Source organism: Paenibacillus mesotrionivorans (genome assembly GCF_046098205.1).
Classification (GTDB): Bacteria; Bacillota; Bacilli; order Paenibacillales; family NBRC-103111; genus Paenibacillus_AR; species Paenibacillus_AR mesotrionivorans.
In genome coordinates this window covers 224,199-248,667 of the sequence record NZ_JBJURJ010000008.1, presented here as the reverse complement: position 1 = coordinate 248,667, position 24,469 = coordinate 224,199, and the positions used below count along the sequence as shown (strand labels likewise).

Genomic DNA, 24,469 nt, shown 5'->3' with positions numbered 1-24,469 from the left:
TGGAATGGGGGAGTTCCCCTCTCTTATCCCCACGCTCCAGCATCTACAATAGAAGTATCATAAGGTGCAAGGAGCTGGAACGATGAACAAGTTCAATCCTCTAATCCAAAAGCTGAAGTTTTTCCAAAAGCGTGAAACCAATGCGGAAGGGTGGAGTGAAGAATCCACAGCCGACCGCTCCTGGGAGAATATGTACCGCAACCGTTGGCAGCATGACAAGGTGGTTCGTTCTACACATGGTGTGAACTGCACCGGTTCCTGCAGCTGGAAAATTTTCGTGAAGGACGGAATCGTCACCTGGGAAACCCAGCAGACGGATTATCCCACCACAGGGCCGGACATGCCGGAATTCGAACCCCGGGGCTGTCCCCGCGGAGCCAGCTTTTCCTGGTATCTCTACAGTCCCCTCCGTGTGAAATATCCCTATATCCGCGGCAAGCTGCTGAATCTGTGGCGCGAAGCCAAGAGCAAGCATCATGATCCCGTAGAAGCGTGGACCTCCATTGTCCAGGATGAGCAGAAGAAGCTGACCTACAAATCAGCCCGCGGCAAAGGCGGCATGGTCCGGGCAACGTGGGATGAAGTGACGGAGATTATCTCCGCCTCCATGTTATATACCATCAAAAAGTATGGTCCTGACCGGGTCATCGGGTTTTCCCCTATACCGGCTATGTCCATGGTCAGCTATGCGGCAGGCTCCCGGTTCCTGTCTCTTCTCGGTTCGCCCCTGCTGAGCTTCTACGACTGGTATGCAGATCTGCCGCCTGCCTCCCCGCAAATCTGGGGCGATCAGACGGATGTTCCTGAAAGCAGCGACTGGTACAACTCCAGCTATCTGCTGGTGTGGGGCTCCAATCTGCCGATGACAAGAACGCCGGATGCCCATTTTATGACGGAGGCCCGTTACCGTGGAACCAAGGTCGTTTCTATCAGCCCGGACTATGCGGAGTTTGTGAAATTTGCGGATAAATGGCTGCCCGCCAAACAGGGAACCGACGGCGCTCTGGCGATGTCCATGGGGCATGTCATATTAAATGAGTTTTATGTGAAGCAGCATACGCCTTATTTTGAAAACTACTCCAAAACATATACGGATTTCCCGTTCCTCGTGCTGCTCCAGGAGCAGGATGGGGCATATATGGCAGACCGGTTTCTCACAGCCCATGATCTGGGGGTCACCACGAATAACAGCGAATGGAAGACGGTTCTCATAGATGAAAAGACAGGGGAGCTGCGTATCCCCAACGGCACCATCGGCTCCCGCTGGGGGGAAGAGGGCAAGTGGAATCTGCAGATGGTTGACACGCTGACAGGGGAAGAGATTGAGCCGCAGCTGGGCTTGCGGGATTCCGCAGCAGGCAAGCTGGTGGTCAGGCTGCCTTATTTCTCCGATGAGGGGAAATCCGCCGTTTCCCGATTGATTCCATACCGCACTGTCACCGACGCTAACGGCGTAGAGCACCGCGTCACCAGTGTGTTCGATCTGATGCTGGCCCAATATGGCGTCGATTCAGAGCAGGGCAGCGACTATGATGATGCCAGCATCGCCTATACTCCGGCTTGGCAGGAGCAAATCACCGGCGTGGACCGGGCTTCCATCATTCAGATTGCCCGGGAGTTCGCGCAGAATGCGGTAGACAGTGAAGGCCGCTCGATGATTATCGTCGGGGCAGGGATTAACCACTGGTACAACTCGGATACCATCTACCGCAGTGTGCTGAACCTGGTCCTGATGACAGGCTGCCAGGGAGTTAACGGCGGGGGCTGGGCGCATTATGTCGGCCAAGAGAAGCTGCGTCCTGCAGAAGGCTGGGCCAATGTGGCCTTTGCCAGAGACTGGACCATGCCGCCCCGGCAGCAAAACGGGACTTCCTTCTTCTATTTTGCCACCAATCAATGGAGGTTCGAATCCAATCCTGTAGACGGTCATACGTCAGCTTTAACCGGCAAAGCCCGGTATGCCCATTATGCGGATTACAATGTGTTGGCGGCGCGTCTGGGCTGGCTGCCCTCCTATCCGCAATTTAATAAGAATTCCATTGACCTGGCGGAGGAAGCGGCGGCGCAAGGGCATCAGTCTCCTGAGGCGGTAGCGGCGTATGTGGCGGATCAACTCAAAAATAGGGAGCTGCAGTTCGCTATTGAAGATCCCGATGCGGAAACGAATCACCCCAAGGTGATGTTCGTCTGGCGGGCCAACCTGATCTCCAGCTCCGGCAAGGGGCATGAATATTTCCTGAAATACCTGCTGGGTGCCCATAACGGTCTGTTGAATGATGACTCGGAGACGCTTCGTCCCGAAGAAATCGAATGGCATGATCAAGCGGCGGAGGGCAAGCTGGACCTGATGGTGGATATCGACTTCCGGATGTCCGGAACGGCTGTGTATTCGGATATCGTCCTGCCTGCGGCAACCTGGTACGAAAAAAGCGACCTTTCGTCCACAGATATGCATCCCTTTATCCATCCGTTTAACCCGGCGGTACCGCCATTGTGGGAATCCAAGTCGGACTGGGAAACCTTCAAGGCCATTGCTAAGACCTTCTCGGAGATGGCTGAACAGCAATTTGACACCCCGCAACGGGATATTGTAGCCGTCCCGCTTCAACATGACAGTCCGGATGAGCTGGCCCAGCCCTTCGGTAAGATTCTCGACTGGAGCAAAGGCGAAGTTGAGGCTATTCCCGGCAAAACCATGCCCAAATTTGTGGTGGTGGAGCGGGATTACGCTGCCGTGTATAAGAAGATGACCTCCCTGGGGCCGAACATTAAGGATAAGCCTTATGGTATTAAGGGAATGAGCTGGTCTGCGGCTGACGAATACGAATTGATGAAGAAGGTAAACGGTGTTGTGGATGAACCCGGCATTAGCCAAGGCTGTCCGAAGCTGGTGACGGACCGCCACATGTCGGAGGCGATTCTCACCTTATCCTCTACAAGCAACGGCAAAATGGCCGTGAAAGCGTGGGAGGCCTTGGAGAAGAAAACGGCGCTTAAGCTGAAGGATTTGGCGGAGGACCGGACGGAGGAGCGCTTCACCTTCGATGCGATTACCACCCAGCCGAAGACGGTGATTACCTCGCCTGCCTTCAGCGGCTCCGAGCAGCATGGACGGCGTTATTCACCCTTCACCACCAATGTGGAGCGGCTGATTCCATACCGGACATTGACCGGGCGCCAGCACTATTTCCTGGATCATGAGATGCTGACCGAGTTTGGCGAGAATCTGGCGGTTTACAAGCCGACCATGAAGCATGCGCCTTTCCATACCAACAAGAACCGTCCGGCGGCCAAGGGCAAGGAAATTACCCTGAACTTCATGACTCCGCATAGCAAATGGTCGATTCACAGTATGTATTTCGATTCACTGCCCATGCTGACTCTGTTCCGGGGCGGACCTACCGTCTGGGTCAACAAGGACGATGCCGCTGATGCGGACATTAAGGATAACGACTGGATTGAATGCTTCAACCAAAACGGTGCGGTAGTGGCACGGGCGGTGGTCACACACCGGATGCCCCGGGGAATGGCGTATATGCATCATGCCCAGGACCGGACGATAAACGTGCCAGCAACGGATGTAACAACAACCCGCGGCGGGACCCATAACAGCCCAACACGGATTCATGTGAAGCCGACCCATATGATCGGCGGATATGCACAGCTGAGCTACGGCTTCAACTACTACGGGCCTACAGGAAACCAGCGGGATCTGTATGTGGTGATCCGTAAACTTGAGGAGGTGAACTGGCTTGAGGATTAAAGCGCAGATTGGAATGGTCATGAACCTGGACAAGTGCATCGGCTGCCATACCTGCTCCGTTACCTGCAAGAACACCTGGACCAACCGTAAGGGCGCCGAATACATGTGGTTCAATAATGTTGAGACGAAGCCAGGCATCGGGTATCCCAAGCAGTGGGAGAACCAGGAGAAATATAAGGGCGGTTGGGTGCTGAAAAAAGGAAAGCTGGAGCTGCGCTCCGGCAGCCGCGCTAACCGGCTTAAGAATATCTTCTTCAATCCCGACCAGCCGATGATTGATGACTACTACGAGCCCTGGGATTACGATTACGAGAAGCTGCAGCAAAGCCCGGAACGCAAGCATCAGCCGGTGGCCCGTCCGAAATCCCAGATCACCGGTGAATATATGAACCTGGAATGGGGTCCCAACTGGGAGGATGACCTGGCTGGTGTGCACGAATCCGGCTACCGCGATCCCAATATGGCGGGGATTGAAGAATCCGTCCGTATGGAGTTCGAGCAGGTGTTTATGATGTATCTGCCGAGAATTTGTGAGCACTGCATTAATCCCCCCTGCGTTTCCAGCTGTCCGTCCGGCGCGATGTATAAGCGGGAGGAGGACGGGATTGTCCTGGTGGACCAGAATGCGTGCCGGTCATGGCGGTTCTGCGTCTCCAGCTGTCCGTACAAGAAGGTGTACTTCAACTGGCAGACCAATAAGGCGGAGAAGTGTACCCTCTGTTTTCCGCGGATTGAACAGGGTTTGCCCACCATTTGCTCGGAAACCTGCGTCGGGCGTATCCGCTATCTTGGCGTGATGTTCTATGATGCGGACCGGGTGGAGGCAGCGGCCTCCGTTACCGACGAGCAGGATCTTTATGAGTCGCAGCTGGATATTTTCCTCGATCCCAGCGATCCTGAGGTGATTGCCGCAGCACGTGCAGCGAATATTCCCGAGGACTGGATCGAATATGCTCAGCGCTCTCCCATTTACAAAATGGCTGTCGATTGGAAAATTGCCCTTCCGCTTCATCCGGAGTACCGGACGCTGCCTATGGTTTGGTATGTTCCGCCGCTTAGCCCCATTACCAACATGGTGGAGGGCAAGGGGGCAACAGCGTCGCCGGAGGATATTTTCCCCGCCATTGACGATATGCGGATTCCCGTACAATACCTGGCCAATCTGCTCTCGGCCGGGAATACGGAGGTCATTACCCATGTACTGAAAAAAATGGCCGTCATGCGCTCCCATATGCGTTCCTTGAACCTGAAGAAGGCGCCAGACCTTGATCTGCTGGAGCAATTCGGGATGTCAGCCAAGGATATGGAGGAGATGTACCGTCTCCTGGCCATTGCCAAGTATGAGGACCGGTTTGTCATTCCGGCAGCGCACCGCGAGGAGTTTGCGGATCTGTATTCGGAGCAGGGAGCTTGCGGCTTCACCAATATGATGGGCGGCCCGGGACCCTGCGGCGGTTAAGCTAATTATTCATCGGATGGGAGTGATGAGGAATGAAGGTAATGACGCAGCGTTCCAGCTGGATGCTGTTCTCGCAGCTCCTGCAATACCCGGATTCGGATTGGCAGGAAACATCGGATGAATTGTACGTGAATTGGTGCCATTTCCTTGAACGCGAGGAAGAGGCTGAGATAGCCGGTCCTCTTCAGGAGCTTGCCGGCCAATGTTTGGCCGGATTGACGGGAATGGATGCGGAGGCAATTCGGGCGGGTTATGTGAAAACCTTTGATTTCGGCAAAAAGTCCAATTTGTACTTGACCTACGGACAGCTTGGCGATGACCGGGAACGCGGTCCGGTGCTGCTGCAGCTGAAGCAAGTTTTTGAGCAGGAGGAGATTGTCCTGGCCACAGATGAATTGCCGGATTATCTTCCGTTGGTGCTGGAATATGCTGCGGTTGCCGGGGAGGACCGGGGGCTGCGCCTGCTGGTATCCTTCCGGAAAGCTATGGTGACCATTCAAGAGGCGCTTTACCGCTCAGACAGCCCATACCGGCATGTGCTGGATGCGATTCTGTGGATCATCGATGAATCCGGCATCACAGAGGGGTCTTTTGATATGACGGGAGCGGCCGGTTCCGGAAGCACGCCGCCCGCACTGGGCTGCGGACCCATGTGGGCTGCTGCCGGGTACGGAAACGTAGGGAGGAATGCGTAATGGCGTGGGGAAGCCAGTTTCTCTGGGTGATTTACCCTTATTTGATCCTCGTCATCTTCCTTGTAGGTCTCTATTACCGCTACCAGACGGATCAGTTCGGATGGACAGCCAAATCCAGCGAGCTGCTGGAGAAGAAGAAGCTGCGGTGGGGAAGCAATCTGTTTCATATCGGAATCATGCTTGTTTTCTTCGGTCATGTGGGCGGTATTCTGATCCCCAAGCAGTGGCTTGAAGCGCTGGGTGTATCGGATCATTTGTACCATACCATGGCGCTTTATGTTGGCTCCATCGCGGGATTATTGACCTTGATCGGTTGTATCATTCTGGTGATCCGCCGGTTCTCGGATGCCCGGGTCCGCCGAACCAGCAGCTTCGGGGATATGCTGTCCATCATCCTGCTAACGCTGATCGTGGTGGTGGGTATGGCTGCGACACTTTTCAATATGTCGGGACACTCTGACTTTGATTACCGGGAGACCATTGGCCCGTGGACGCGCGGTGTGCTCCGTTTTATGCCGGACTACACTCTCATGGAGACAGTGCCGCCAATTTTTAAGGTGCATATTATTCTGGGTCTTGCCTTGTTCGCTGTCTTTCCCTTCACAAGACTGGTGCACATGCTGAGCCTGCCCATCAAGTATCTCTCGAGAAGCTATGTGGTGTACCGGAAGCGCAGATAATCATGTGTGAAAATAAGGCAATGTATGGAGGCAGGAGTTTGCCTATGACTAACCCGCTATTTGAGATAACAGATCAGCCGATTGATCCGGAGGAGCTTACGAATAAGGTGAGCCGCAGGGAAGCCGGGGCCATTACGTTATTTCTCGGCACTGTGCGCGAATTGACCTTTGGCAAAAAGACCTTATACTTGGAATATGAGGCTTACCCGGCTATGGCTGTTGCACAGCTGGAGCGGATCGGGCTGGAGGTTCGTGAGCGCTGGGCGGATACCGTGGTTGCGGTAACCCACCGCATCGGCCGGCTGGAGATATCCGATATCGCCGTAGTCATCGCGGTCTCCTCCCCCCACCGCAAGGCGGCTTATGAAGCCAACGAATATGTCATTGAACGGATCAAGCAGATTGTGCCCATCTGGAAAAAAGAGCATGGCGAGGACGGCTCCGAGTGGATCGGGGACCAGCTGAACCGGCAGGCCTATCCGGAAGGGCGGCCATTGCTTGCGGATATGGCATAACTACCGAGAGGGGGCAAAAGGATGAAGATTCCCCGCTTAATCGATCCCTTTGGACGGGAGCATAACTATTTGCGGATATCGGTAACGGACCGGTGCAACCTGCGCTGTGTATACTGCATGCCCGAAGAAGGGATGGAGTTCGAGGCGGCGGAGAACATCCTGACCTTCGACGAAATTGCCCGGGTGGTTCGTGTCAGCGCCGGGATGGGAGTCCGCAAAATCCGCTTAACCGGCGGCGAGCCTCTGGTGCGGAAGAACCTGGAGCAGTTGGTGGCTATGATTGCAGCTGTTCCGGGGATTGAGGATATTTCCATGACCACCAACGGGATGTTCCTGGCACCCAAGGCACAGCTGTTGAAGGATGCCGGGCTTACCCGCGTCAATATTAGCCTGGATTCCTTGAAGCCGGACCGGTTCAAGCAGATTACACGCGGCGGAGACCTGAAGAAGGTGTTGGCGGGCATTGATGCTTGTGCGGATGCAGGATTAAGTCCCATCAAACTGAACGTGGTGCTGATGAAAGGGCAAAACGAGGATGAAATCGCGGATTTTATCCGGTTGACCCGGGATCGTGAGCTGCATGTCCGGTTTATCGAATACATGCCCATTGGGCATAACGATGCGGGATGGAAAAGCTTGTACCAGCCTCTGTCACGGGTGATGGAGGTTTGTTCGGAGCAGGGCTGGGGGATTAACCCGGCGGATACTGCTCCAGGGGCAGGACCCTCTGAGAATTTCCGGGTTAACGGAGCACGAGGGAGTTTTGGATTGATCCACCCGGTCAGCGAGCATTTCTGTAAAACCTGCAACCGGTTAAGGCTGACGGCAGACGGATATATCAAGCCCTGCCTGGCTTGGACGGAGCAGTTCCAGATCCGCCGCGTGGTCGGAGATGATGAGGCCATGCGCCGGATGCTGCTGGAGGCGCTGGGCACAAAGCCTGAAAGGCATGAAATGTCGCAGTTCCTGCTGGATGACGCGTCGGTATCCCACACGCCGACTGCCCGCAGAATGTCGCAAATCGGGGGATAGGAGTTTTCTAAAGCATCAGTCACACACCGAAGGAAAGGAGGTAATACAGTGGACACCAAAAATAAAGGCATTGTGATTCCCCACGAGCACGGGGGCTGGGCGATGATCAGTGTGCCGTTTCTGTTCGGCATGATGGCAGGAACGCCCCAGTGGAGCCATGGGTTATTGTTTGTGGCATGGCTGTTCTTATATTTGGCATCGTATCCATTCTTGCAGGCATTGAAAAGAAGCAAGCAGCGTGCTCATCTGCTGAAATGGTCGGCAATCTATGGAATTATTGCCTTAGCTGCGGTGCTCGCTCCGCTTATCCAGAAACCGGCTTTATTCTATTTTGGTATCCCCTTCGTGCTGTTGTTGATCGTGAACATCTGGCATGTGAAGCAGAAATCCGAGCGGGCTATTATTAATGACTTATGCGCGATCTTGATCTTTTCCCTGGGCGGGGCCGCGGCATACTTGTTCGGAGACGGCGGTTGGGATTGGACCATGCTGGCGGTGACGGTGTTTAACTCTATATACTTTCTGGGGACAGCCTTTTTTGTGAAAACCATATTCCGTGAACGGGGCAATTCGAAGTGGAAGACCGCGGCAAACCTCTACCACGTGTTGATTTTGGTTGTGCCATGGGCTCTTGGGTATCCATGGATGGTTCTTCCGTTCATCTTCCCGTTGATCCGAACACTTCTATTTGCCGGCAAACAAATGCGTCCCATGAAGGCCGGGATTCTGGAGATAGTCGGCTCCGTACAGTTTATTGTTGTGTCGTGGGTTGTATTTTGATTTACTTAAATAGAATATACGCGTCAGCGTGCATATTCCGGGAACGGTAAGTGCGTGCTGGCGCTTTTTTGAACCTACTCTTTAGGTCATAAATCCATTGGAATAACAGGAGTGAAGCTATGTCTAAAAAGCTGCTCTTTTTTATAGCAGGTGGCATTCTAATTATCTTTATTTTGAGTTTCTTTTTTATCCAACAAGTTAATGGCAGCAAAATAAGTCCTGAGGGTGCTACCGTAGGCGAGGAAGAATTAACCCGGGATATAAAGGTGCTTATTCAAAAACCAATGAAACTTAAATATGTGGAGTTTTGGCATAACGGTCAATATCCTTTTAACCCAAAAACTGAAGATTTTAAAATGGATCAACATACTGGCTCTGCAATTAGCATTATCGGTACTGTTCCAGGCTTATCCGGACCATTATCCCGGAAACCTCATTCAGTTAAGGAAGCCATGAGAATATGGATATATCTTGATACTCGTAAACCATCAATACCAGTTGATTTAATTTGCACTGCTGTAACAAGACGGCCCGCTATGGATAATTTGTGGTGGATCGGTGTAATGAAAAGTGATTTTGAGGAATGGTATACACCACTAAAAAATTCGGGGTTGAGTGAAGAAGATATTTTATCCAAACTAACCGATAATTGGATTGCAAAATATCCAATTGTTAGTTACTGGAATATTAAGTGAAAGCACAGACTGATTGCCTCCCTTATCATTTCCTTATAACTCTCCTTTACACTGGTCTATGTGGAAAGGGGAGTTTCTTATATGTCTGATATCATTTTGCAAACTGAAAACCTCTGTAAAGGCTTCAAAAAACAACTGGCGGTGGACCATGTTTCGCTGTCCGTACCCCGGAACTCCATCTATGGGCTGCTTGGGCCTAACGGGGCGGGGAAGTCGACGACACTGAAGATGATGGCGGGTATGCTGCGGCCGGATTCGGGACGGATTTTGTTTCAGGATCATGAATGGGTTCGGAAGGACTTGAGCGAGATTGGCGTTCTGATTGAATCCCCCCCGCTGTATGAGAATCTGACCGCGCGGGAGAATCTGAAGGTGCGGACGCTGGCCCTTGGGCTGCCGGATTCGCTGATCGCGGAAACGCTGGAGATGGTGGATCTCACGCATACCGGCAAGAAACGCGCCGGGCAGTTCTCCATGGGCATGAAGCAGCGGCTGGGCATTGCGATTGCGCTCTTGAACAAGCCGAAGCTGCTCATTCTCGATGAGCCGACCAATGGGCTGGACCCGATCGGGATTCAAGAGCTGCGGGAACTGATCCGCTCTTTCCCACGGCAAGGGATTACCGTCATTCTATCCAGCCACATTCTATCCGAGGTGGAGCAGGTAGCCGATCAGATCGGGATTATCGCCGGTGGCCGGCTGGGGTACCAGGGCACTGCGCCGCATGGAGCAGAGCTGGAAACTCTGTTCATGCAGGTGGCTGCTGCGAACCGAAGGGCGGGTGAAGCCAGTGCTTCCACTCATTAGCGCGGAACGCCTGAAATGGCGGCGAACCTTTATCCCATGGCTGGTCTGGATTGCACCCCTGTTTACATTGGTGCTCTGCGGCCTTCTCATGGGAGGGCAGTATTTTCAGACCGGAGCGTATAATTGGTGGTACACCATGCTGCTGCCCGGTGCGCTGACGCTGGCCTGCTCGCTGGCCATACAGAAGGAAACGAAGATGAAATACCGCGCCTTGCTGGCACTGCCGCTGAAGCCGCAGACCCTCTGGTCCGCAAAAATCGCAGCCCTTGCAGGCTGGCTCCTGCTGAGCACGCTGCTGCTCTTCATCGGCATTTCCTTGGGCGGTATGCTATATGACCCTACGATTCCGCTTATGGACGGTGTAAATGGCAGTCTGCTGATCTTTATTACCTTCCTGTGGCAAATCCCGTTTTGTCTGTTCCTGTCCGCACGCTTCGGACTGTTTGCCGCAGTGCTGCTCCATATGGCTCTCACCATCATAGGAGTGGTCACATTTAACATCGGCGGGCTGTGGAATTTCATGCCTTATACGATTACGCCCCGGCTCATGTGCCCGGTGCTCCATATTCTGCCGAACGGTCTTCCGGTTCCGGAGGGCAGTCCGCTGAGAAGCACAGACACGGTCCTGCTGGATGTTCTCGTTTCGCTTGCCTGGTTCGGAATCCTGTTCTTCCTGACGGGGCGGCGCTTCCGCAAGCAGGAGGCGAAGTAACATGGTATCATTATATGGACTCTTGAGGGCAGACCTGCTCAAAACCCGGCGCACGCCGTTTCTGCTCCTCCATCTGCTGGCTCCACTCATCGCGGGGGCTTTATTCCTGGCGTACTACTCCTACTCTCCTTGGAGCACAACCGACAAAGTGCAGGCGTACCTCCAGGTGCTGGGCTGCGCTTTTCCTACCCTAACTGCCTTGGTATGTTCAATGACGGCGGAGCAGGAGGCGTTGGCCGGTCATTTTCAGGGGCTGCTGGCACTCCCCGCCCAGCGGATCAAGGTTTACTTGAGCAAGCTGCAGATGCTGCTGATCTACAGTCTTGGCGCCGTCCTGCTGGCGGTTATCCTGTTCGGGCTCGGGTTCCGTGAGGTGCTGGGGGAGAACAGCTTGGGAATGGCTTTTTATTGGAGCAGTGCAGGTATTTTGTTCGGAAGCAATCTGTTTCTTTATCTGTTCTTCAGCTTCGTCGGCCTGCGGTTTGGCCGGGGTCCGTCTATCGGAATTGGCATTGTGGGGAGTCTGGTGGCTGCTCTGCTGCTGACCGGATTGGGTGAGGGGATCTGGCCGTATGTGCCTTTTGCCTGGGGAGTCCGTCTGGTTTCGATTTGGACTGTTCACGCTAGTGGCACCCAGCTTACGCTTGCCGTATCGCAGGCAGATAGTGGAATCCTTGTGTGTATCATTGCAACGGTAGTTGCTCTCGCCCTTTCACTCCTCTGGTTCCAGCGGTGGGAGGGACGATCGGCAGATAATTAATTTACAACTTGGAAACTGAGGGAGTGCATATGGCTAACATACTCGCCGTCGACGACGAACCCGCCATCCTTGCGCTGATCAAAAGTGCGCTGACCGCGGACCGCCATCTGGTCACGACGATCCCCGATTCGGCTCAGGTACGTCAGATGGATCTGGGTTCCTATGACCTGATTCTCCTCGATGTGATGATGCCGGGTATCGATGGGTTTACGCTCTGTCGGGAAATCCGCACAGCGGTGGATTGCCCGATTCTTTTTTTGACGGCAAAAACGCTGGAGAGTGATCTGATGTACGGCCTTGGACTGGGCGCTGACGATTATATGTTGAAGCCCTTCGGGATCGGTGCGCTGCGGGCACGGATTAACGCCCATCTCAGAAGGGAGACCCGGGAGCGGAGGAATGTGCTTTACCTGGAGCATGTCCATTTTAATCTCTCCGGCAAGGAGATGCTTGCTCACGGCCACAAGCTGCCGCTGACCAAGAGTGAATACGAAATCTGCGAGTTCCTCGCAAGGAGCCGTGGACAGGTTTTTTCGAAGGAGCATATTTATGAAGCGGTTTTTGGGTTTGACGGGGAGAGCGACAGCAGCGCCATTACGGAGCATATCAAGAACATCCGCGCCAAGCTGAACAAAGCAGGCATCGAAGCCATTGAGACGGTCTGGGGGATTGGTTACAAATGGAAGCAGTAGCAAAAGGACGGAAAATGCACCTGAGGACCTTTTTTCTGCAATATCTCCTGGTCTTCAGCATCGGTACGATTCTGCTGCTGGGACTGCTGCTGGGGTTGTTCACAGCAGCGTTTACGTTCAATGTTGTGCTGCCTGCCAACTATGCCGAGAAGGAAATCGAGGCGGTGAAGGATCAGCTGGCAGCAGGCGTCAGCTTCCCCGCCGGTCCCACGCTGAAGCTGGCGGATTATGCGGTGTTCACGCCTGAGGGCGAACGTCTCTTGGGCAATCTGAACGACCGGGAAACCAGCCGGGCATGGGAGATGATCCAGCAGGAAAAGGTTCGCAGCCCGGATTCATACACTACCGTGGGAGGCGGGGATAAGATTTGGATCCTGCGGTATTTCTATACCACCATTCAAAGCGGAGAGGATATCTGGATCTTCCGGTATACCTTAGCGCCGCAATATCATTCAGCCTGGATGCGCGGCCATCTTCCCAATCCGCAGCTGCTGGGTATTCTTCTCTTTATCTTTGGTATTCTACTGCTGGCCGCCGTATTGGCCGCTCGTTTCGGACGCAAGCTGGCGCAGAAGATGGCCGGTCTCCAGGAGGCTACAGAGAATATCCGGCGCGAGAACCTGGAGTTTGCCGTGCAGCCTAGCGGCATTTTCGAGATCGATGAGGTGCTGGCTTCTGTTGAGCAGATGAAGGAGGCTCTGCGCTTGTCGCTGAAGCGGCAATGGGAGCTGGAGCGCTCCCGCCGCGACCAGATTTCTGCGCTGGCGCATGACATCAAGACTCCGCTGACCATCATCCGGGGCAATGCGGAGCTGCTGCAGGAGACCGTTCAGGATAGGGACCAGCAGGAGTACAACGGGTACATCCTGCGCAGTGCGGAGGACATCGAAGCCTTCGTGCAGGAGGTCATCGGCCTGTCCAGCCTGCAATCCTCCGCGGGGCAGCGCAAAGTGCAAGTCCGACTGATGGAAATCCTCGGGGAATTGGAGAACCAGCTGCGGGCTTTGTCCAGCGGGAAGAACATCACTGCCCAGGTTCAAACTGAGGAGCCCCTGCCTGAATCCATCGCAATGGATAAAGAGCTGCTCCAGCGGGGCATCGTCAATATCATCGCCAATGCCGTGAGACACACGCCTCCCCAGGGGAGTGTGACTCTTCATGTACGGGGTGACGCTTCAGCCGTCTATTTCACGGTTACGGATACGGGAGACGGCTTCTCACCCGTTGACCTCCGCGAAGCCGCTACCCAGTTCTACATGGGCGACCAAAGCCGCAACTCCGGCCGCCATCATGGGATGGGCCTCTACATCGCTGAATCCGCCGCGCAGGAGCACGGAGGATCCTTGACGCTGGAAAATGCATCCTCCGGCGGGGGGAGAGTGACGGTGAGTGTAAAGAGTGAGGGATAAAGCGGATAATTACAAAAAGGAGCCGCGCGGCAAGGCGGGCTCCTTTTCGTTTTTAAGGTTTGTAATAGCTGCGGGTATAATCGATCAATCCGTTATAACCCATACTGATATTTTGAATTTCTTTCTTTTGAGCCCATAGGTTTGGAGTATAGTATAGCGGCATAATAACGGCTTGATCTTCAATTAGGTAGGCTTCCGCTTCTGCGAGAATTCGCATTCTTTCATGAGTATCTGTTACGGAATTTGCTTTCTGGAGTAATTGATCATAAAAGTCATCATCGAACCCTGAGTAGTTTTTGCTGCTCCATGAGCTCCACATATCCAAAAATGTGGTCGGATCGTTATAATCAGCGTAATATCCCGTACGTGCGACTTGGTAGTCTGATGTTTTTAAGCTCGCACGCCAAGTTTCAGCATCAACAACATGCAACTTGAGTTGTATCCCCAAATTTTTCTTCCACATTTTCGCTATTTTCTCAGCAATCAAATAATGCATACCTTCATTGACTGTGATTGTAACTGCCGGGAAGGTGGATAATCCCTCTTCTTGAAGCCCTTCCTTTAACAGCTTTTTGGCTTCTGTAACATTAAATTCAATAGACGGATCGGGGTATTCATCCCGGTAATCAGACTTTTCTCCTTTTATAAGAGGAGGAACGATGCCATGAGCTGGACGAACTTTTATCTGGAAATATTCTTGGACGATAGTTTCGTTATCAATTGCCATAGTTAATGCCTTGCGCACCTTTACGTTATTGAAGGGCTTCTGGGTCAGGTTAAATAAGTAATAATATGTATTCGCTTTAGATTTTACGTACATCTCATTTGTTTCATCTTGATAAAGCAGCCCTAAATCAGGAATATTCAAGTCTGTAAATGGAGCACCTGTCCAATCCAACTCACCCTTCACATATAAGGATGTTGGGTTATGATCCATGTAATCTGTAATGATAAAGTGAACCTGCTGAAAAAAGATTTCGCTAGAGCTGTGATAGGCGGGATTCTTCTGTAATACAATGTAATTCCCAAGATCCCAACTCTCAAGAATGAACGGTCCATTAGATACAAAATGGAGAGGGTCATCATTCCACAGGGACAGATTTCTCGCAGTAGAATGGACGGGTACTAATGTAATATCAGCTAGAAGCTGCAAGAAGTAGGGAATCGGGTTCTCCAGACGGATTTCCAAAACCTTGTCTGATTCTGCCCGGATTCCGGTATCCTCCCAGCCTACTTTTCCCTGGCGATAGGCGTTTACTTGGTCAATGTGAGACAGAAAATCAACACCAAGCGAAGCATTTAAATCAACGACCCGTTTCCAGGAGGCAGCAAAATCCTGTGCGGTTACCGCATCACCGTTGGACCAGACGGCATCGGGGCGGATGTTGAAGCGATAGGTTTTCATGTCCTCTGATATATCCCAAGATGATGCCGTGGCAGGCAAGATGTTGCCTTTTTCGTCCGTCCGCACAAGTCCCTCGAACAGGCCGATGAGTGGCTGCATGGAATTGACGTTAGTCGACACAGCCGGATCCAGCGAAACCGGATCTCCGCTTAACGGAAACCGCAAAGCGGAAACTCTAAGACTGATCCGAATCGAGTCGTTACCCCTTTGGTAATCCACCAGATAATCCAAGGCTTCCCCTACAAAGCGGAGAGGTACATACGCAACATCATCGATAAGCTGAGGTGGAGTCTCCAACTCAACGGTCTGTCCATTATTAGTAGCTTTGTCATCCCCAATACGCAGGTGAAGCTTCTTTTGATTGCCTTGAGCCGTGATGGTTTGCGTATTGTTATCCCATAAAACCTCCATCTCAACCGCTTCAAAAAGAGCCCGAAAAGGCACAAGAGTGGTACCGTTTTCAATCCGCGGCGGTGCCGGGAAAACCACTTCTTTTCCGTTCAGAATCACATGAATGGGAGTTTCCTGGGCATGTCCTTGTACCGGAAATAACCCACACAGAAGTACCGTAACCAGCAATGCATAGATGCTTCTCATCTTTACTCTATTCTCCTTTAAAATAGTTGTCAGCGAATCTTTTTCTTGTAAAAAGGAATAATCTACCCTATAATTCGACGTAATTCCTGTTTTTTCTAATTTTTAATAAGAGGGGGATACAATGGAGAACAATACTTTCGCGGTCATAATTGGCTTTGGAGCAGGATTATTTAGTATCGTGGCGTCCATTCTGAATTGGGACTGGTTCTTTAACCACAGGCAGGCGCGTATTTTTTTGAAGATGTTTGGCAGAACCGGAGCAAGAGTATTTTACACTATTCTGGGTCTCTTTTTATTCTTTGTAGCATTCAAAGCAATGGGATAACGGGTTTGTAATAGCTTCTGGTATAGTCGATCGTTCCATTATAATTCATCTTGATGTTATGGATGCTTTTCTTTTGGACCCATACATTTGGATAATAATAGACAGGCATAATGACCGCCTGCTCTTCAATAAGGTACTTCTCTGCTTCGGCAAGAATGCGCATTCTTTCATGGGTATCCGTTGTGACGTTTGCCTTATGAAGCATTTGATCGTAGGATTCATCCTTAAATCCTGAATAGTTTAGGCTGCTCCCAGAACCCCACATGTCCAAGAAAGCGGTTGGGTCATTATAATCAGCGGAATATCCTGCACGGATAATTTGATACTTTAATGTTTTTTGGCTGTTAAGCCAAGCCTCGGATTTCACAATAAGGATTCGGGACTCGATTCCCAGGTTTTCCTTCCACATCTTCGCTATATTAGCTGCAATTATGTAATGCACACCTTCATTGACTGTGATCGTAATTGGTGAAAGTGTGGTTACACCTTCTTCCTTCAATCCTTCCTTTAGGAGTCTTTGTGCTTCAGTTAACCTGGTCAATATGACTTAAGAAATCGGCGCCTAACGATGCGTTCAAATCGGCGACCCGTTTCCAGGAGGCTGCAAAATCCTGGGCGGTTAACGGATCTCCGTTTGACCAAACTGCGTCGGAACGGATGTGGAATGTGTAGCTTTTTTTGTCCTCCGATATCTCCCAAGAAGATGCTGCTGCAGGTACAATGCCGCCATTCTCAGTGCTGCGTACCAAGCCTTCGAAGAGTCCGATAAGAGGTTCGTACGAAATGTTATCATTGGATACAGCTGGGTCCAGCGAGTATGGGTCCCTGCTTAACGGAAGCCGCAAAGCGGAGGTTCTGAGATGGATAGAAGCGGACCCTTCACTTTGCTGGAAATCCACCAGATAATCCAGGGCTTCCCCGACAAAGCGGAGAGGCACATACGCTATCCCTTCGATGAGCTGAGGTGAAATTTCCAATTCAACGGTCTGTCCGTTATTAGTGGCATTGTCATCCCCGATACGCAGTTGAAGCTTCTCTTGATTGCCTTCCGCTGTAATGGTCTGGGTCTCCCCATCCCATAAAACCTCCATCTCAACCGCTTCAAAAAGAGCCCGGAACGGCACAAGAGTGGTACCGTTTTCAATCCGCGGCGGTGCCGGGAAAACCACTTCTTTTCCGTTCAGAATCACATGAATGGGCTGATCCTCCGCCAACACCTGAACCGGAACGAGCCCAAACAGGATTACGGCAACCAGAAACACATAGATGCTTCTCATTCTTATTCTCCTTTAGTATACTGGATAGGGTCTCCATCTATTTCTCGGTTTACGTAGAAAACCCTTTATTTAACAGAGGTTCTTGGGAGATTTGGTCTCAAAAAAGGAGGAAATCACGTGATCATCACGGCATTAGTGGAGAATTCGTCCATTTCCAAGGAATACATTCATAAACATGGCTTATGCCTTCATATACAAACTGCCAAGCATAACATTCTATTTGATGTAGGTCCGGACGATACCTTTCTCCACAATGCAGAGAGGCTTCACATTGATATCAAGGCTGTGGATCTGGTCATTATCTCGCATGGTCATAAGGACCACGGTGGCGGATTAAAGGCCTTCTTGGCGCATAACGACAAAGCCAAAATCTATATACGCCGCCAGGCGTTCGATGCATATTACGCGTCCCTTTTCAAGTATCTGAAGGTATATGTTGGGTTAGAGCCGGAACTGAGGGCTCATAACCGGATGGTATTTACCGAGGATCTTCATCCTATCGATGAAGAGTTAACACTGGTATCAAATATTACTGGAGGGGAATTAACTCCTAATGGCAACCGGAGCCTGCTGGTGAAGGATAAACATACATACGCATTAGATGGCTTTCAGCATGAGCAGCATCTCCTGCTGCAGGAGAAGGGAAAAACGATATTAATTTCGGGATGCTCCCACACGGGAATCGTAAATATTCTCCAGGAATGCGAAGAGAAAGCGGGGTTAAAAATCGACTGTGTCGTTGGCGGCCTGCATCTCTACAATCCGATTAGCAAAAAAACGGAGGGCACCCGTTTTATTAACGAATTGGGAGCCAAATTGCACAGCAAAAATGTTGAAATATATACCTGTCATTGTACAGGGCCAAAAGCATTCGAGTTATTACGGAAAGCTTTGGGAAACCAGATCAGCAGCTTGAAAACAGGGCAGGTCATCGATTTGTAGAGGAGTGCTTGCCATGAACGACATCTTCCACCCGCAGATTATCTATTTCGTCAAGAAGGAATGTGACTCCAACTGGAGGATCGTGAATCACAAAATTCACTGCTACGACCTGGTTTTTGTTTTGGAGGGGAGTGCGGATTATATTATCGACGGCATCCCTTGCCAACTGCAGCAGGGTGACATTCTGTGTATCCGGCCGCAAAGCGTCCGCACTGCCACTACCCCGGGTATGGTTTGTGTAGCCATCGATTTTGTGCTGCCGGAGGGGGAAAAGCTGGATCTGCCTCCAGTAACCCAGTGGAAGGACATCATGGAGTTTCAGGGGTTATATAATGAAATGAATTATGAGTGGCTGCAGAGAAAAGATGGTTACCTGATGAAATGCCACGCCCTCTTTAGCCTCATACTGCACAAGCTTCTGTTTGAAAAAGGGAAGGAAGAGGCCAATGTCCACGTAGGGCTGATCAAGCGGCATATCATCGAGCATTACCATGAAGAATTGACCGTCAAGTCTCTGGCGGCTGCGGCCAATATCAATCCCGTTTATTGCGGAGCCCTATTCAAAAAGCTGGAGAAACGCACCATCTCGGACTTTATTAATCAGGTCCGCATCAACAAAGCGGCTTCCCTGCTGGAATCCGGAGAATATAATGTGGGAGAAGTAGCGGAGAAAACCGGCTTTAAGGATATTTATTATTTCAGCAGCACCTTTAAACGTCTGATGGGGGTTAGCCCCAAGATGTACCGGAACAACGCAGATGTCTATAAAATATCTCAGCATGAGGTTCAACATAAATAGGATAAAAGAAGGACGCATTCTGTAATAAGAGTGCGTCCTACTGCGTTATTTGCTGCTGTAGCTGCCGCCTAGCGTAATCTCCTGGCTGCTGCCCAGATTGATCACCGAGTTGGTCTTCTCGTAGAAGTGTGGTGCATTCTCCATAATCCCTTGAACAGTATAGTAGGGATCGCTCTTGGTAATGGGAAGCTCAACCGTCTTTTGCTGAAAACCCGCTTTGTAAATCGCCGTAATAAGCTCGATGGTCATACGGCCGCTTTCTCCGGTAATAAAAGGAGCGCCGCCCGTTTCGATGGCTGTAAGCACATTCTCAATTTGGCCTTCATGTGCCTGATGGGTGAGCTGCGGAAGTGTGCTGTAGAGGTCGTTAAGCTCCTGCTCCAATTCCTCATTCTTCTTGGGGAACCCATTCTCGAGAGAGGTGGAGGCATGCACCTTCCACGGAGCAGAAATCCGCGCATTTTCACCCTGGAAGATGAGCTGTTGTTCCTCACCATGATGAATGACAGAGCTGGTCACTTGGGCAACTGCACCTTTCTCATACTGCAGCGCCGCTATGGAAATATCCTCGATCTCCGCGTTGTCATGTGCGGCATTGCTTAACAGGGCGGATACCTTGTTGGGCAAACCCATCATCCAGCCTAGCATATCAATATGATGCACGGCATGGTTCAGGGTGCAGCCGCCCCCTTCCTTGGACCACAGCCCCCGCCACCACAGATCGTAATAGCAATGCCCCCGCCACCAGAAGGAATCTACCTGTGCGTGAAGCACCCGGCCGATTTTGCCGCTGTCCAATACATGCTTCAGATTCATAATGGGATTGAGGAAACGGTTTTGGGCGATGACAGAAAACACCGTTCCTCTTTTTGCGGCAGCGGCATTCATGCGGTCACATTCCTCCAACGAAGCAGCCATGGGTTTTTCCACGATGACATGTCTGCTGTCGTTCAGGAAGTCCACAGCAATTTCTGCATGGCTGAAGGGCGGGGTACAGATGCTGACCAAATCAATGTCCTCTGATCCCAGCAACAGCTTATGGGAATCATATACGTCGGCGTCCAGACCAAACTGTTCTTTTTTGGCCTGGGCCTTCTCCGGATAAATGTCTACCAAAGCCACAATTTTGCAGCGCTCCGGAAATGCAAGATATGCATTAATATGGGCGGCCGAAATATTCCCGGTTCCGATAATTGCAACACGAATCATAATAATAGCCCCCTACTGGCGAGATGATGCTTTTATTGTAGTAGAGAGAGTGGACGGATAAAATGTGTACAGTACATTTTATTTGTGTCAATTAAAGAACTTGGGATTTAGAGGATGTGGTAGAATTGCTGTAACCGAAAAAGAGAATGGAAAGAAGGGTAAACGATGGCCAAAAGGAAAATCGTGGTGTCGGTATTGCTTTTTGTACTTATCTTGACAGCCTGTTCCTCATCGGATTTTGATGGGAGCCGGATAGGAGATGCGCATCAGTTAAGGATGGAGTACAAGGTATTGAACACAACGGATGTTCAATTGCTGGAGGTGAAGCAAGGGGATTCGGTGAGCTTCGAGATCGTCAGCACTGCAGGCAAGCTGGATATTGTCTTACAAAAAGACAGGGATGAACCGGTATATCAAGGGTCAGATATTCCTACAGGTTCGTTTCAAGTAAAAATTGCCGAAAGCGGCACCTATACATGCTCGGTAACAGGTAAAAAAGCCAAAGGGAGTGTAAGCATTGTTGTGAAGGGACCTTAAGGGTGGGGGATGCCGGGTGAAACACAGACGTAAAATGCAAAAATGCATTTATTTTTAAGGTGTGGAGGGAGAGGGGGATCCCATCCTGCAAAAGTGCATCTATTAACGCTGCAAATGCCGCGGTAGCGCTTACTGGTAGAAAATAACTGCAGTTTTGCAGGATAGGGCCACCTAAAGCCACGGTAGGCCAAAAATAGATGCACTTTTGCATTTGAGCTATTCGTTCGGCGTATGGGGAGGTGGAGAATAAGGGGTCAGCTCTGTTGCTCCCCTAGCAGTTCTTGCACAGAAACCTCCAATGCCTTGGCGATGGCAACGAGCTCGTAGTCCTGGACCAGCCGGTATTGCCCTTCCAAACGGGAGAGGCTGGTGGGGCTGATGTCCAGGCCAAAGGTTTGCAATCGGGCAAGAAAGTCCTTTTGCTTCACCCGCTTGGCTTTTCGAGTGGCTACAACTTTGCTTCCAATAATGTTTTTATCGCCGGGAGGCTCATTCCGGTGCATTTACGGTCACCTTTACACTCATATACAACGAAGGACGTAATTCCTCACTTTCGATGACGATGGCCGTTAATCCTGTTGCCGTTTTGGTTTCATGCCACTCCTGCTTGTTCCAGAAGACAGCATCACCGGCTTGCACGTTCACATACTCGTCCTTATCCCCTCTGACCGTGCCCTCCCCAACTAGAATCAAGAGTAACTGAGGCGTCACCGCCTGGTGATAACCAATCAGACCACCCGCTTCCAGATGCATACATCCAATATGAGCAGCATGTTCGGTTTGGATAATGCGGGACATGATAAAATCCGAGTTAAATTTTGAAATTTGCTTGCCAGTCTCTTGGCCGAATCTGTAAAATTCCATGGATTCCCTCCCAAAGTCAGTTTTATTTCGATTCTATCATACTTAGTCACTGGCATCATGCCGGATGAACGGAGCCTCTATTTTTTACATCCACCAAAAAGGACTCTGCCCCAGGAAAGCGAATTATATAGATGCAGCAACCTGCAAGCGCTAACATTTGGGTGTGTAGATTATAGGAGGGGCTTTATGAAGCGGTTTCCCATGATGCTTCAATTGGCGTTGATTCTGTTCTGCGTAATGGCGATTCCCACCGCGACCCTGACCTGGTACAGCGGCGCGCAGATTCTGGAGAACTCGGAGCATGCCATTGCGGAATCAGCCCTGGCCGGTTTAATCGCTAGCCGCAATCTGAACGAGAATACCTTGGACATTATGGCGGAGAATACGATCCGGCTGGCTGCAACGCAGATTTTTGACAAAATCCGGTCCTACGAGACCTTCGATGAGATGAACTCCAGCTACGAAAATGTGGTGAACGCCTTATCGGTCCAGAATGATCTGCGGAACATGAACCAGATTGGAGACGGGATCTACTCCTCCTTTTTTCACCTGAGCGATTCGGATTATGTGGTCTCTACCGACAAGGGTATTACCACCCTGGAGCGGTATGAGGATATGGAGTGGATGAAGGAGGCGTTGATGGAACGCAGCGGTATTATGGGGATCTGGTACCCCCGCAAGCTGGAATCCGGCGTTCACGTGGTGTCTTATGTTCTGCCTCTTAACCGGCTGTCCACGACAACCCGCGGCACAATTGTAGTGAATGTGCGGGAAACGCAAATGGAGCACGATATGCGCGCCTCCAATGGGGGCGACCACCGCTATATGTTCATGAACGGCAATGGGACTATCGTCTCCAGCCAGGACAAAAGCCTGCTATTGACCAACGGAACGGATGATTCCTATATCGCCGGACTAATGGCGAAGAACCGGATGGAGGGTTATGCGTTCCGGCAGGAAAACAATGACCGGCAGCTGTACACCTGGTCGCGGTCTGAGCGTTACGGCTGGATGTATGTGAACATTACCTCCGTTAATGAGCTGCTGAGCACCACCCATTCCATGCAGAGGAATATCATTCTGTTAACGGTGATTATTATTTTTGCAGGTACGGTGTTTACGGTTTTCTTCGCCACCTGGCTGTCCAAACCCGCGCGGGAGCTGGTTCGGACCTTGCGCAAGCGGGGTCACCCGGGGGTAAAAGCCCGGAATGAGCTGGCTTATCTGAACGCGGCATTCCAGCGGATGCAGGAGGAGGAGGCAGCGCTTCATGGTCTGCTAAACGTACGGGAAAAGGATGCCCGCAGCCTGGCCGTGCATAATCTGCTCCGAGGGGAATTGACGCCGCAGGCGGCGGTGATGTTTCCCTCCCGGTACTTCCTGGTGGCGGTTATATCCATTGACGGATACCGAGTGTATGTAAACGGGAATGAGCCGGAGCAGCGGCATAATCACCGCCAGGAGTTGATTGCTTTTTGTGAAGCCCTGTTCCCGCCGGAGGTGCATAGCCGTTGTGTATATCAGGGGAACGGCTGCTTCGCCATTGTGGTTAACTACTCCCGGCAGGAGTATGAAAGCGAAAGCACCGGGCTTGACGCTGCCCTGATGGAGATCCGGGACCAAGCAGGCAGGATTCTGTGCCAGTCGGTAACGATCGGGGTGAGCAGCCAGACGCAATCCAGCGACCGGGTGGCGGATTGCTTCATTGAGGCCATGGAGGGCATCAAGCACAGGATGATAGCGGGAAGCGGTGGCATTCACTACTGGAGGGAGCAGGAAGGCTTCGAAAAACGCTATATTTATCCCGCTAACAGTGAACGCCGGATTCTGAATTTCCTGGATAACGGGCAGTTGGACAATATCATTAAGGAATTGGACGTGATCAGCACCGAAATCCGTTCTGCGGATTATATTTCCTACGACAATATCCTGTTTATTTATCATCAGCTGACAGGGGTGACCATCAAGCATCTGCGGGAAAATTACGTGAATACCGCCCGGATTTTTGTGGGACGGGGCAATGTGTATGCAGCCCTCGCTTCTATTGATACGCTGGATGAACTGGATAAATATCTGCACCGGTTCTACAGCGACATTGTGCAGCAGCTGAACCGTACGCCGGGGGAAGCCGCCAATTACGGCGAGCGGATGATCCAATATTTGAATGAGCATTACCGGGAGGATATTGTGTTCGAGGATATGGCCAAGGAAATCGGTATCAGCTATTCCTATATGCGCAAGATTGCCTTCGAGATGACAGGTATGAGCTTGATCGATTATTTGAACCAATTGCGGATCGAGCACGCTAAGAGGCTGCTGCTTGAATCCAATCTGTGTATTTCGCAGATTGCGCTGGAGGTTGGATACATGAATACCCAAAGCTTCAACCGGTTCTTTCGCAAATTTGAGGGAATGCCTCCCAGCAGCTATAAAGCGGGGAAATCCCGTCCGCTAGAAATGTGAGGAAGGACTGACATACCCGTATCTTATAAGCTGTCTGCTCCGGTGCAAAAGC

Annotated in this window: 24 protein-coding genes; 18 read left to right on the top strand and 6 right to left on the bottom strand. The window is 51.3% G+C overall.

Annotated elements, in window-relative coordinates; genetic code table 11:
- Positions 1–82 precede the first annotated feature (82 nt).
- The 13 genes from ACI1P1_RS14350 (at position 83) to ACI1P1_RS14290 (ending at position 13,999) form a co-directional block, all read left to right on the top strand.
- Positions 83–3,763, top strand: coding sequence for a nitrate reductase subunit alpha (locus ACI1P1_RS14350; RefSeq protein WP_416217081.1), 3,681 nt, complete (start codon positions 83–85; stop codon positions 3,761–3,763).
- On the top strand, positions 3,753–5,222 hold the full coding sequence (gene narH, locus ACI1P1_RS14345; protein ID WP_416217080.1) for a nitrate reductase subunit beta: 1,470 nt from the start codon (positions 3,753–3,755) through the stop codon (positions 5,220–5,222). The genes ACI1P1_RS14350 and narH overlap by 11 nt, the downstream gene beginning before the upstream one ends.
- A 32-nt stretch (positions 5,223–5,254) precedes the next feature.
- Positions 5,255–5,917: a nitrate reductase molybdenum cofactor assembly chaperone gene (gene narJ, locus ACI1P1_RS14340; protein ID WP_416217079.1), complete on the top strand. Its 663-nt coding sequence runs from the start codon at positions 5,255–5,257 to the stop codon at positions 5,915–5,917.
- The gene (narI, locus tag ACI1P1_RS14335) at positions 5,917–6,597 is read left to right on the top strand and encodes a respiratory nitrate reductase subunit gamma (protein WP_416217078.1); all 681 of its coding nucleotides are present in this window, start codon (positions 5,917–5,919) and stop codon (positions 6,595–6,597) included. Before narJ ends, narI begins: the two co-directional genes overlap by 1 nt.
- A gap of 44 nt (positions 6,598–6,641) precedes the next feature.
- Positions 6,642–7,112, top strand: coding sequence for a molybdenum cofactor biosynthesis protein MoaE (locus ACI1P1_RS14330; RefSeq protein ID WP_416217077.1), 471 nt, complete (start codon positions 6,642–6,644; stop codon positions 7,110–7,112).
- Positions 7,113–7,133: 21 nt separating this feature from the next.
- Complete coding sequence (gene moaA / locus ACI1P1_RS14325; RefSeq protein ID WP_416217076.1) at positions 7,134–8,144, top strand: GTP 3',8-cyclase MoaA; 1,011 nt, start codon at positions 7,134–7,136, stop codon at positions 8,142–8,144.
- A gap of 48 nt (positions 8,145–8,192) precedes the next feature.
- Positions 8,193–8,924: a YwiC-like family protein gene (locus ACI1P1_RS14320; RefSeq protein ID WP_416217075.1), complete on the top strand. Its 732-nt coding sequence runs from the start codon at positions 8,193–8,195 to the stop codon at positions 8,922–8,924.
- A gap of 119 nt (positions 8,925–9,043) precedes the next feature.
- Positions 9,044–9,619 carry a hypothetical protein gene (locus tag ACI1P1_RS14315; RefSeq protein ID WP_416217074.1) on the top strand — a complete coding sequence of 192 codons (576 nt, stop codon included), beginning with the start codon at positions 9,044–9,046 and terminating at the stop codon, positions 9,617–9,619.
- A gap of 81 nt (positions 9,620–9,700) precedes the next feature.
- Positions 9,701–10,426: a lantibiotic protection ABC transporter ATP-binding protein gene (locus ACI1P1_RS14310; RefSeq protein ID WP_416217073.1), complete on the top strand. Its 726-nt coding sequence runs from the start codon at positions 9,701–9,703 to the stop codon at positions 10,424–10,426.
- Positions 10,410–11,138, top strand: coding sequence for a lantibiotic immunity ABC transporter MutE/EpiE family permease subunit (locus ACI1P1_RS14305; RefSeq protein WP_416217072.1), 729 nt, complete (start codon positions 10,410–10,412; stop codon positions 11,136–11,138). The genes ACI1P1_RS14310 and ACI1P1_RS14305 overlap by 17 nt, the downstream gene beginning before the upstream one ends.
- A gap of 1 nt (position 11,139) precedes the next feature.
- Positions 11,140–11,898 carry a lantibiotic immunity ABC transporter MutG family permease subunit gene (locus ACI1P1_RS14300; RefSeq protein ID WP_416217071.1) on the top strand — a complete coding sequence of 253 codons (759 nt, stop codon included), beginning with the start codon at positions 11,140–11,142 and terminating at the stop codon, positions 11,896–11,898.
- A gap of 29 nt (positions 11,899–11,927) precedes the next feature.
- Positions 11,928–12,590 (top strand): response regulator transcription factor, encoded by a 663-nt coding sequence (locus ACI1P1_RS14295; protein WP_416217070.1) that lies wholly within the window; start codon positions 11,928–11,930, stop codon positions 12,588–12,590.
- Positions 12,578–13,999 carry a sensor histidine kinase gene (locus tag ACI1P1_RS14290; protein WP_416217069.1) on the top strand — a complete coding sequence of 474 codons (1,422 nt, stop codon included), beginning with the start codon at positions 12,578–12,580 and terminating at the stop codon, positions 13,997–13,999. Before ACI1P1_RS14295 ends, ACI1P1_RS14290 begins: the two co-directional genes overlap by 13 nt.
- A 52-nt stretch (positions 14,000–14,051) precedes the next feature.
- Here the strand turns inward: ACI1P1_RS14290 and ACI1P1_RS14285 are convergent, their stop codons facing one another.
- Positions 14,052–16,001 (bottom strand): ABC transporter substrate-binding protein, encoded by a 1,950-nt coding sequence (locus ACI1P1_RS14285; RefSeq protein ID WP_416217068.1) that lies wholly within the window; start codon positions 15,999–16,001, stop codon positions 14,052–14,054.
- A gap of 121 nt (positions 16,002–16,122) precedes the next feature.
- Here ACI1P1_RS14285 and ACI1P1_RS14280 point away from each other — a divergent pair, with 121 nt between their 5' ends.
- The gene (locus ACI1P1_RS14280) at positions 16,123–16,326 is read left to right on the top strand and encodes an immunity 17 family protein (protein ID WP_416217067.1); all 204 of its coding nucleotides are present in this window, start codon (positions 16,123–16,125) and stop codon (positions 16,324–16,326) included.
- Here the strand turns inward: ACI1P1_RS14280 and ACI1P1_RS14275 are convergent.
- Complete coding sequence (locus ACI1P1_RS14275; protein ID WP_416217066.1) at positions 16,310–16,825, bottom strand: ABC transporter substrate-binding protein; 516 nt, start codon at positions 16,823–16,825, stop codon at positions 16,310–16,312. The genes ACI1P1_RS14280 and ACI1P1_RS14275 overlap by 17 nt on opposite strands.
- Positions 16,826–16,850: 25 nt before the next feature.
- Positions 16,851–17,603 carry a stalk domain-containing protein gene (locus ACI1P1_RS14270; protein ID WP_416217065.1) on the bottom strand — a complete coding sequence of 251 codons (753 nt, stop codon included), beginning with the start codon at positions 17,601–17,603 and terminating at the stop codon, positions 16,851–16,853.
- 117 nt (positions 17,604–17,720) lie between these two features.
- Here ACI1P1_RS14270 and ACI1P1_RS14265 point away from each other — a divergent pair, with 117 nt between their 5' ends.
- Complete coding sequence (locus tag ACI1P1_RS14265; protein ID WP_416217064.1) at positions 17,721–18,545, top strand: MBL fold metallo-hydrolase; 825 nt, start codon at positions 17,721–17,723, stop codon at positions 18,543–18,545.
- A 13-nt stretch (positions 18,546–18,558) separates the two neighbouring features.
- A complete protein-coding gene (locus ACI1P1_RS14260; protein ID WP_416217063.1) occupies positions 18,559–19,344 on the top strand; it encodes a helix-turn-helix domain-containing protein in 786 nt (261 codons plus the stop codon).
- Positions 19,345–19,389: 45 nt separating this feature from the next.
- Here ACI1P1_RS14260 and ACI1P1_RS14255 read toward each other — a convergent pair whose 3' ends face one another.
- Positions 19,390–20,553 carry a Gfo/Idh/MocA family protein gene (locus ACI1P1_RS14255; RefSeq protein ID WP_416217062.1) on the bottom strand — a complete coding sequence of 388 codons (1,164 nt, stop codon included), beginning with the start codon at positions 20,551–20,553 and terminating at the stop codon, positions 19,390–19,392.
- 291 nt (positions 20,554–20,844) lie between these two features.
- Between ACI1P1_RS14255 and ACI1P1_RS14250 the strand changes: the two genes are divergently transcribed.
- Positions 20,845–21,090 carry a hypothetical protein gene (locus tag ACI1P1_RS14250; protein WP_416217061.1) on the top strand — a complete coding sequence of 82 codons (246 nt, stop codon included), beginning with the start codon at positions 20,845–20,847 and terminating at the stop codon, positions 21,088–21,090.
- Positions 21,091–21,344: 254 nt separating this feature from the next.
- Here the strand turns inward: ACI1P1_RS14250 and ACI1P1_RS14245 are convergent, their stop codons facing one another.
- Both ACI1P1_RS14245 and ACI1P1_RS14240 read right to left on the bottom strand, forming a co-directional pair.
- On the bottom strand, positions 21,345–21,593 hold the full coding sequence (locus ACI1P1_RS14245; RefSeq protein ID WP_416217060.1) for a helix-turn-helix domain-containing protein: 249 nt from the start codon (positions 21,591–21,593) through the stop codon (positions 21,345–21,347).
- Positions 21,580–21,954: a cupin domain-containing protein gene (locus tag ACI1P1_RS14240; protein ID WP_416217059.1), complete on the bottom strand. Its 375-nt coding sequence runs from the start codon at positions 21,952–21,954 to the stop codon at positions 21,580–21,582. Before ACI1P1_RS14240 ends, ACI1P1_RS14245 begins: the two co-directional genes overlap by 14 nt.
- A 186-nt stretch (positions 21,955–22,140) precedes the next feature.
- On the opposite strand from ACI1P1_RS14240, the gene ACI1P1_RS14235 reads away from it, so the two are divergent.
- Complete coding sequence (locus ACI1P1_RS14235; RefSeq protein WP_416217058.1) at positions 22,141–24,417, top strand: AraC family transcriptional regulator; 2,277 nt, start codon at positions 22,141–22,143, stop codon at positions 24,415–24,417.
- Positions 24,418–24,469: the final 52 nt, after the last annotated feature.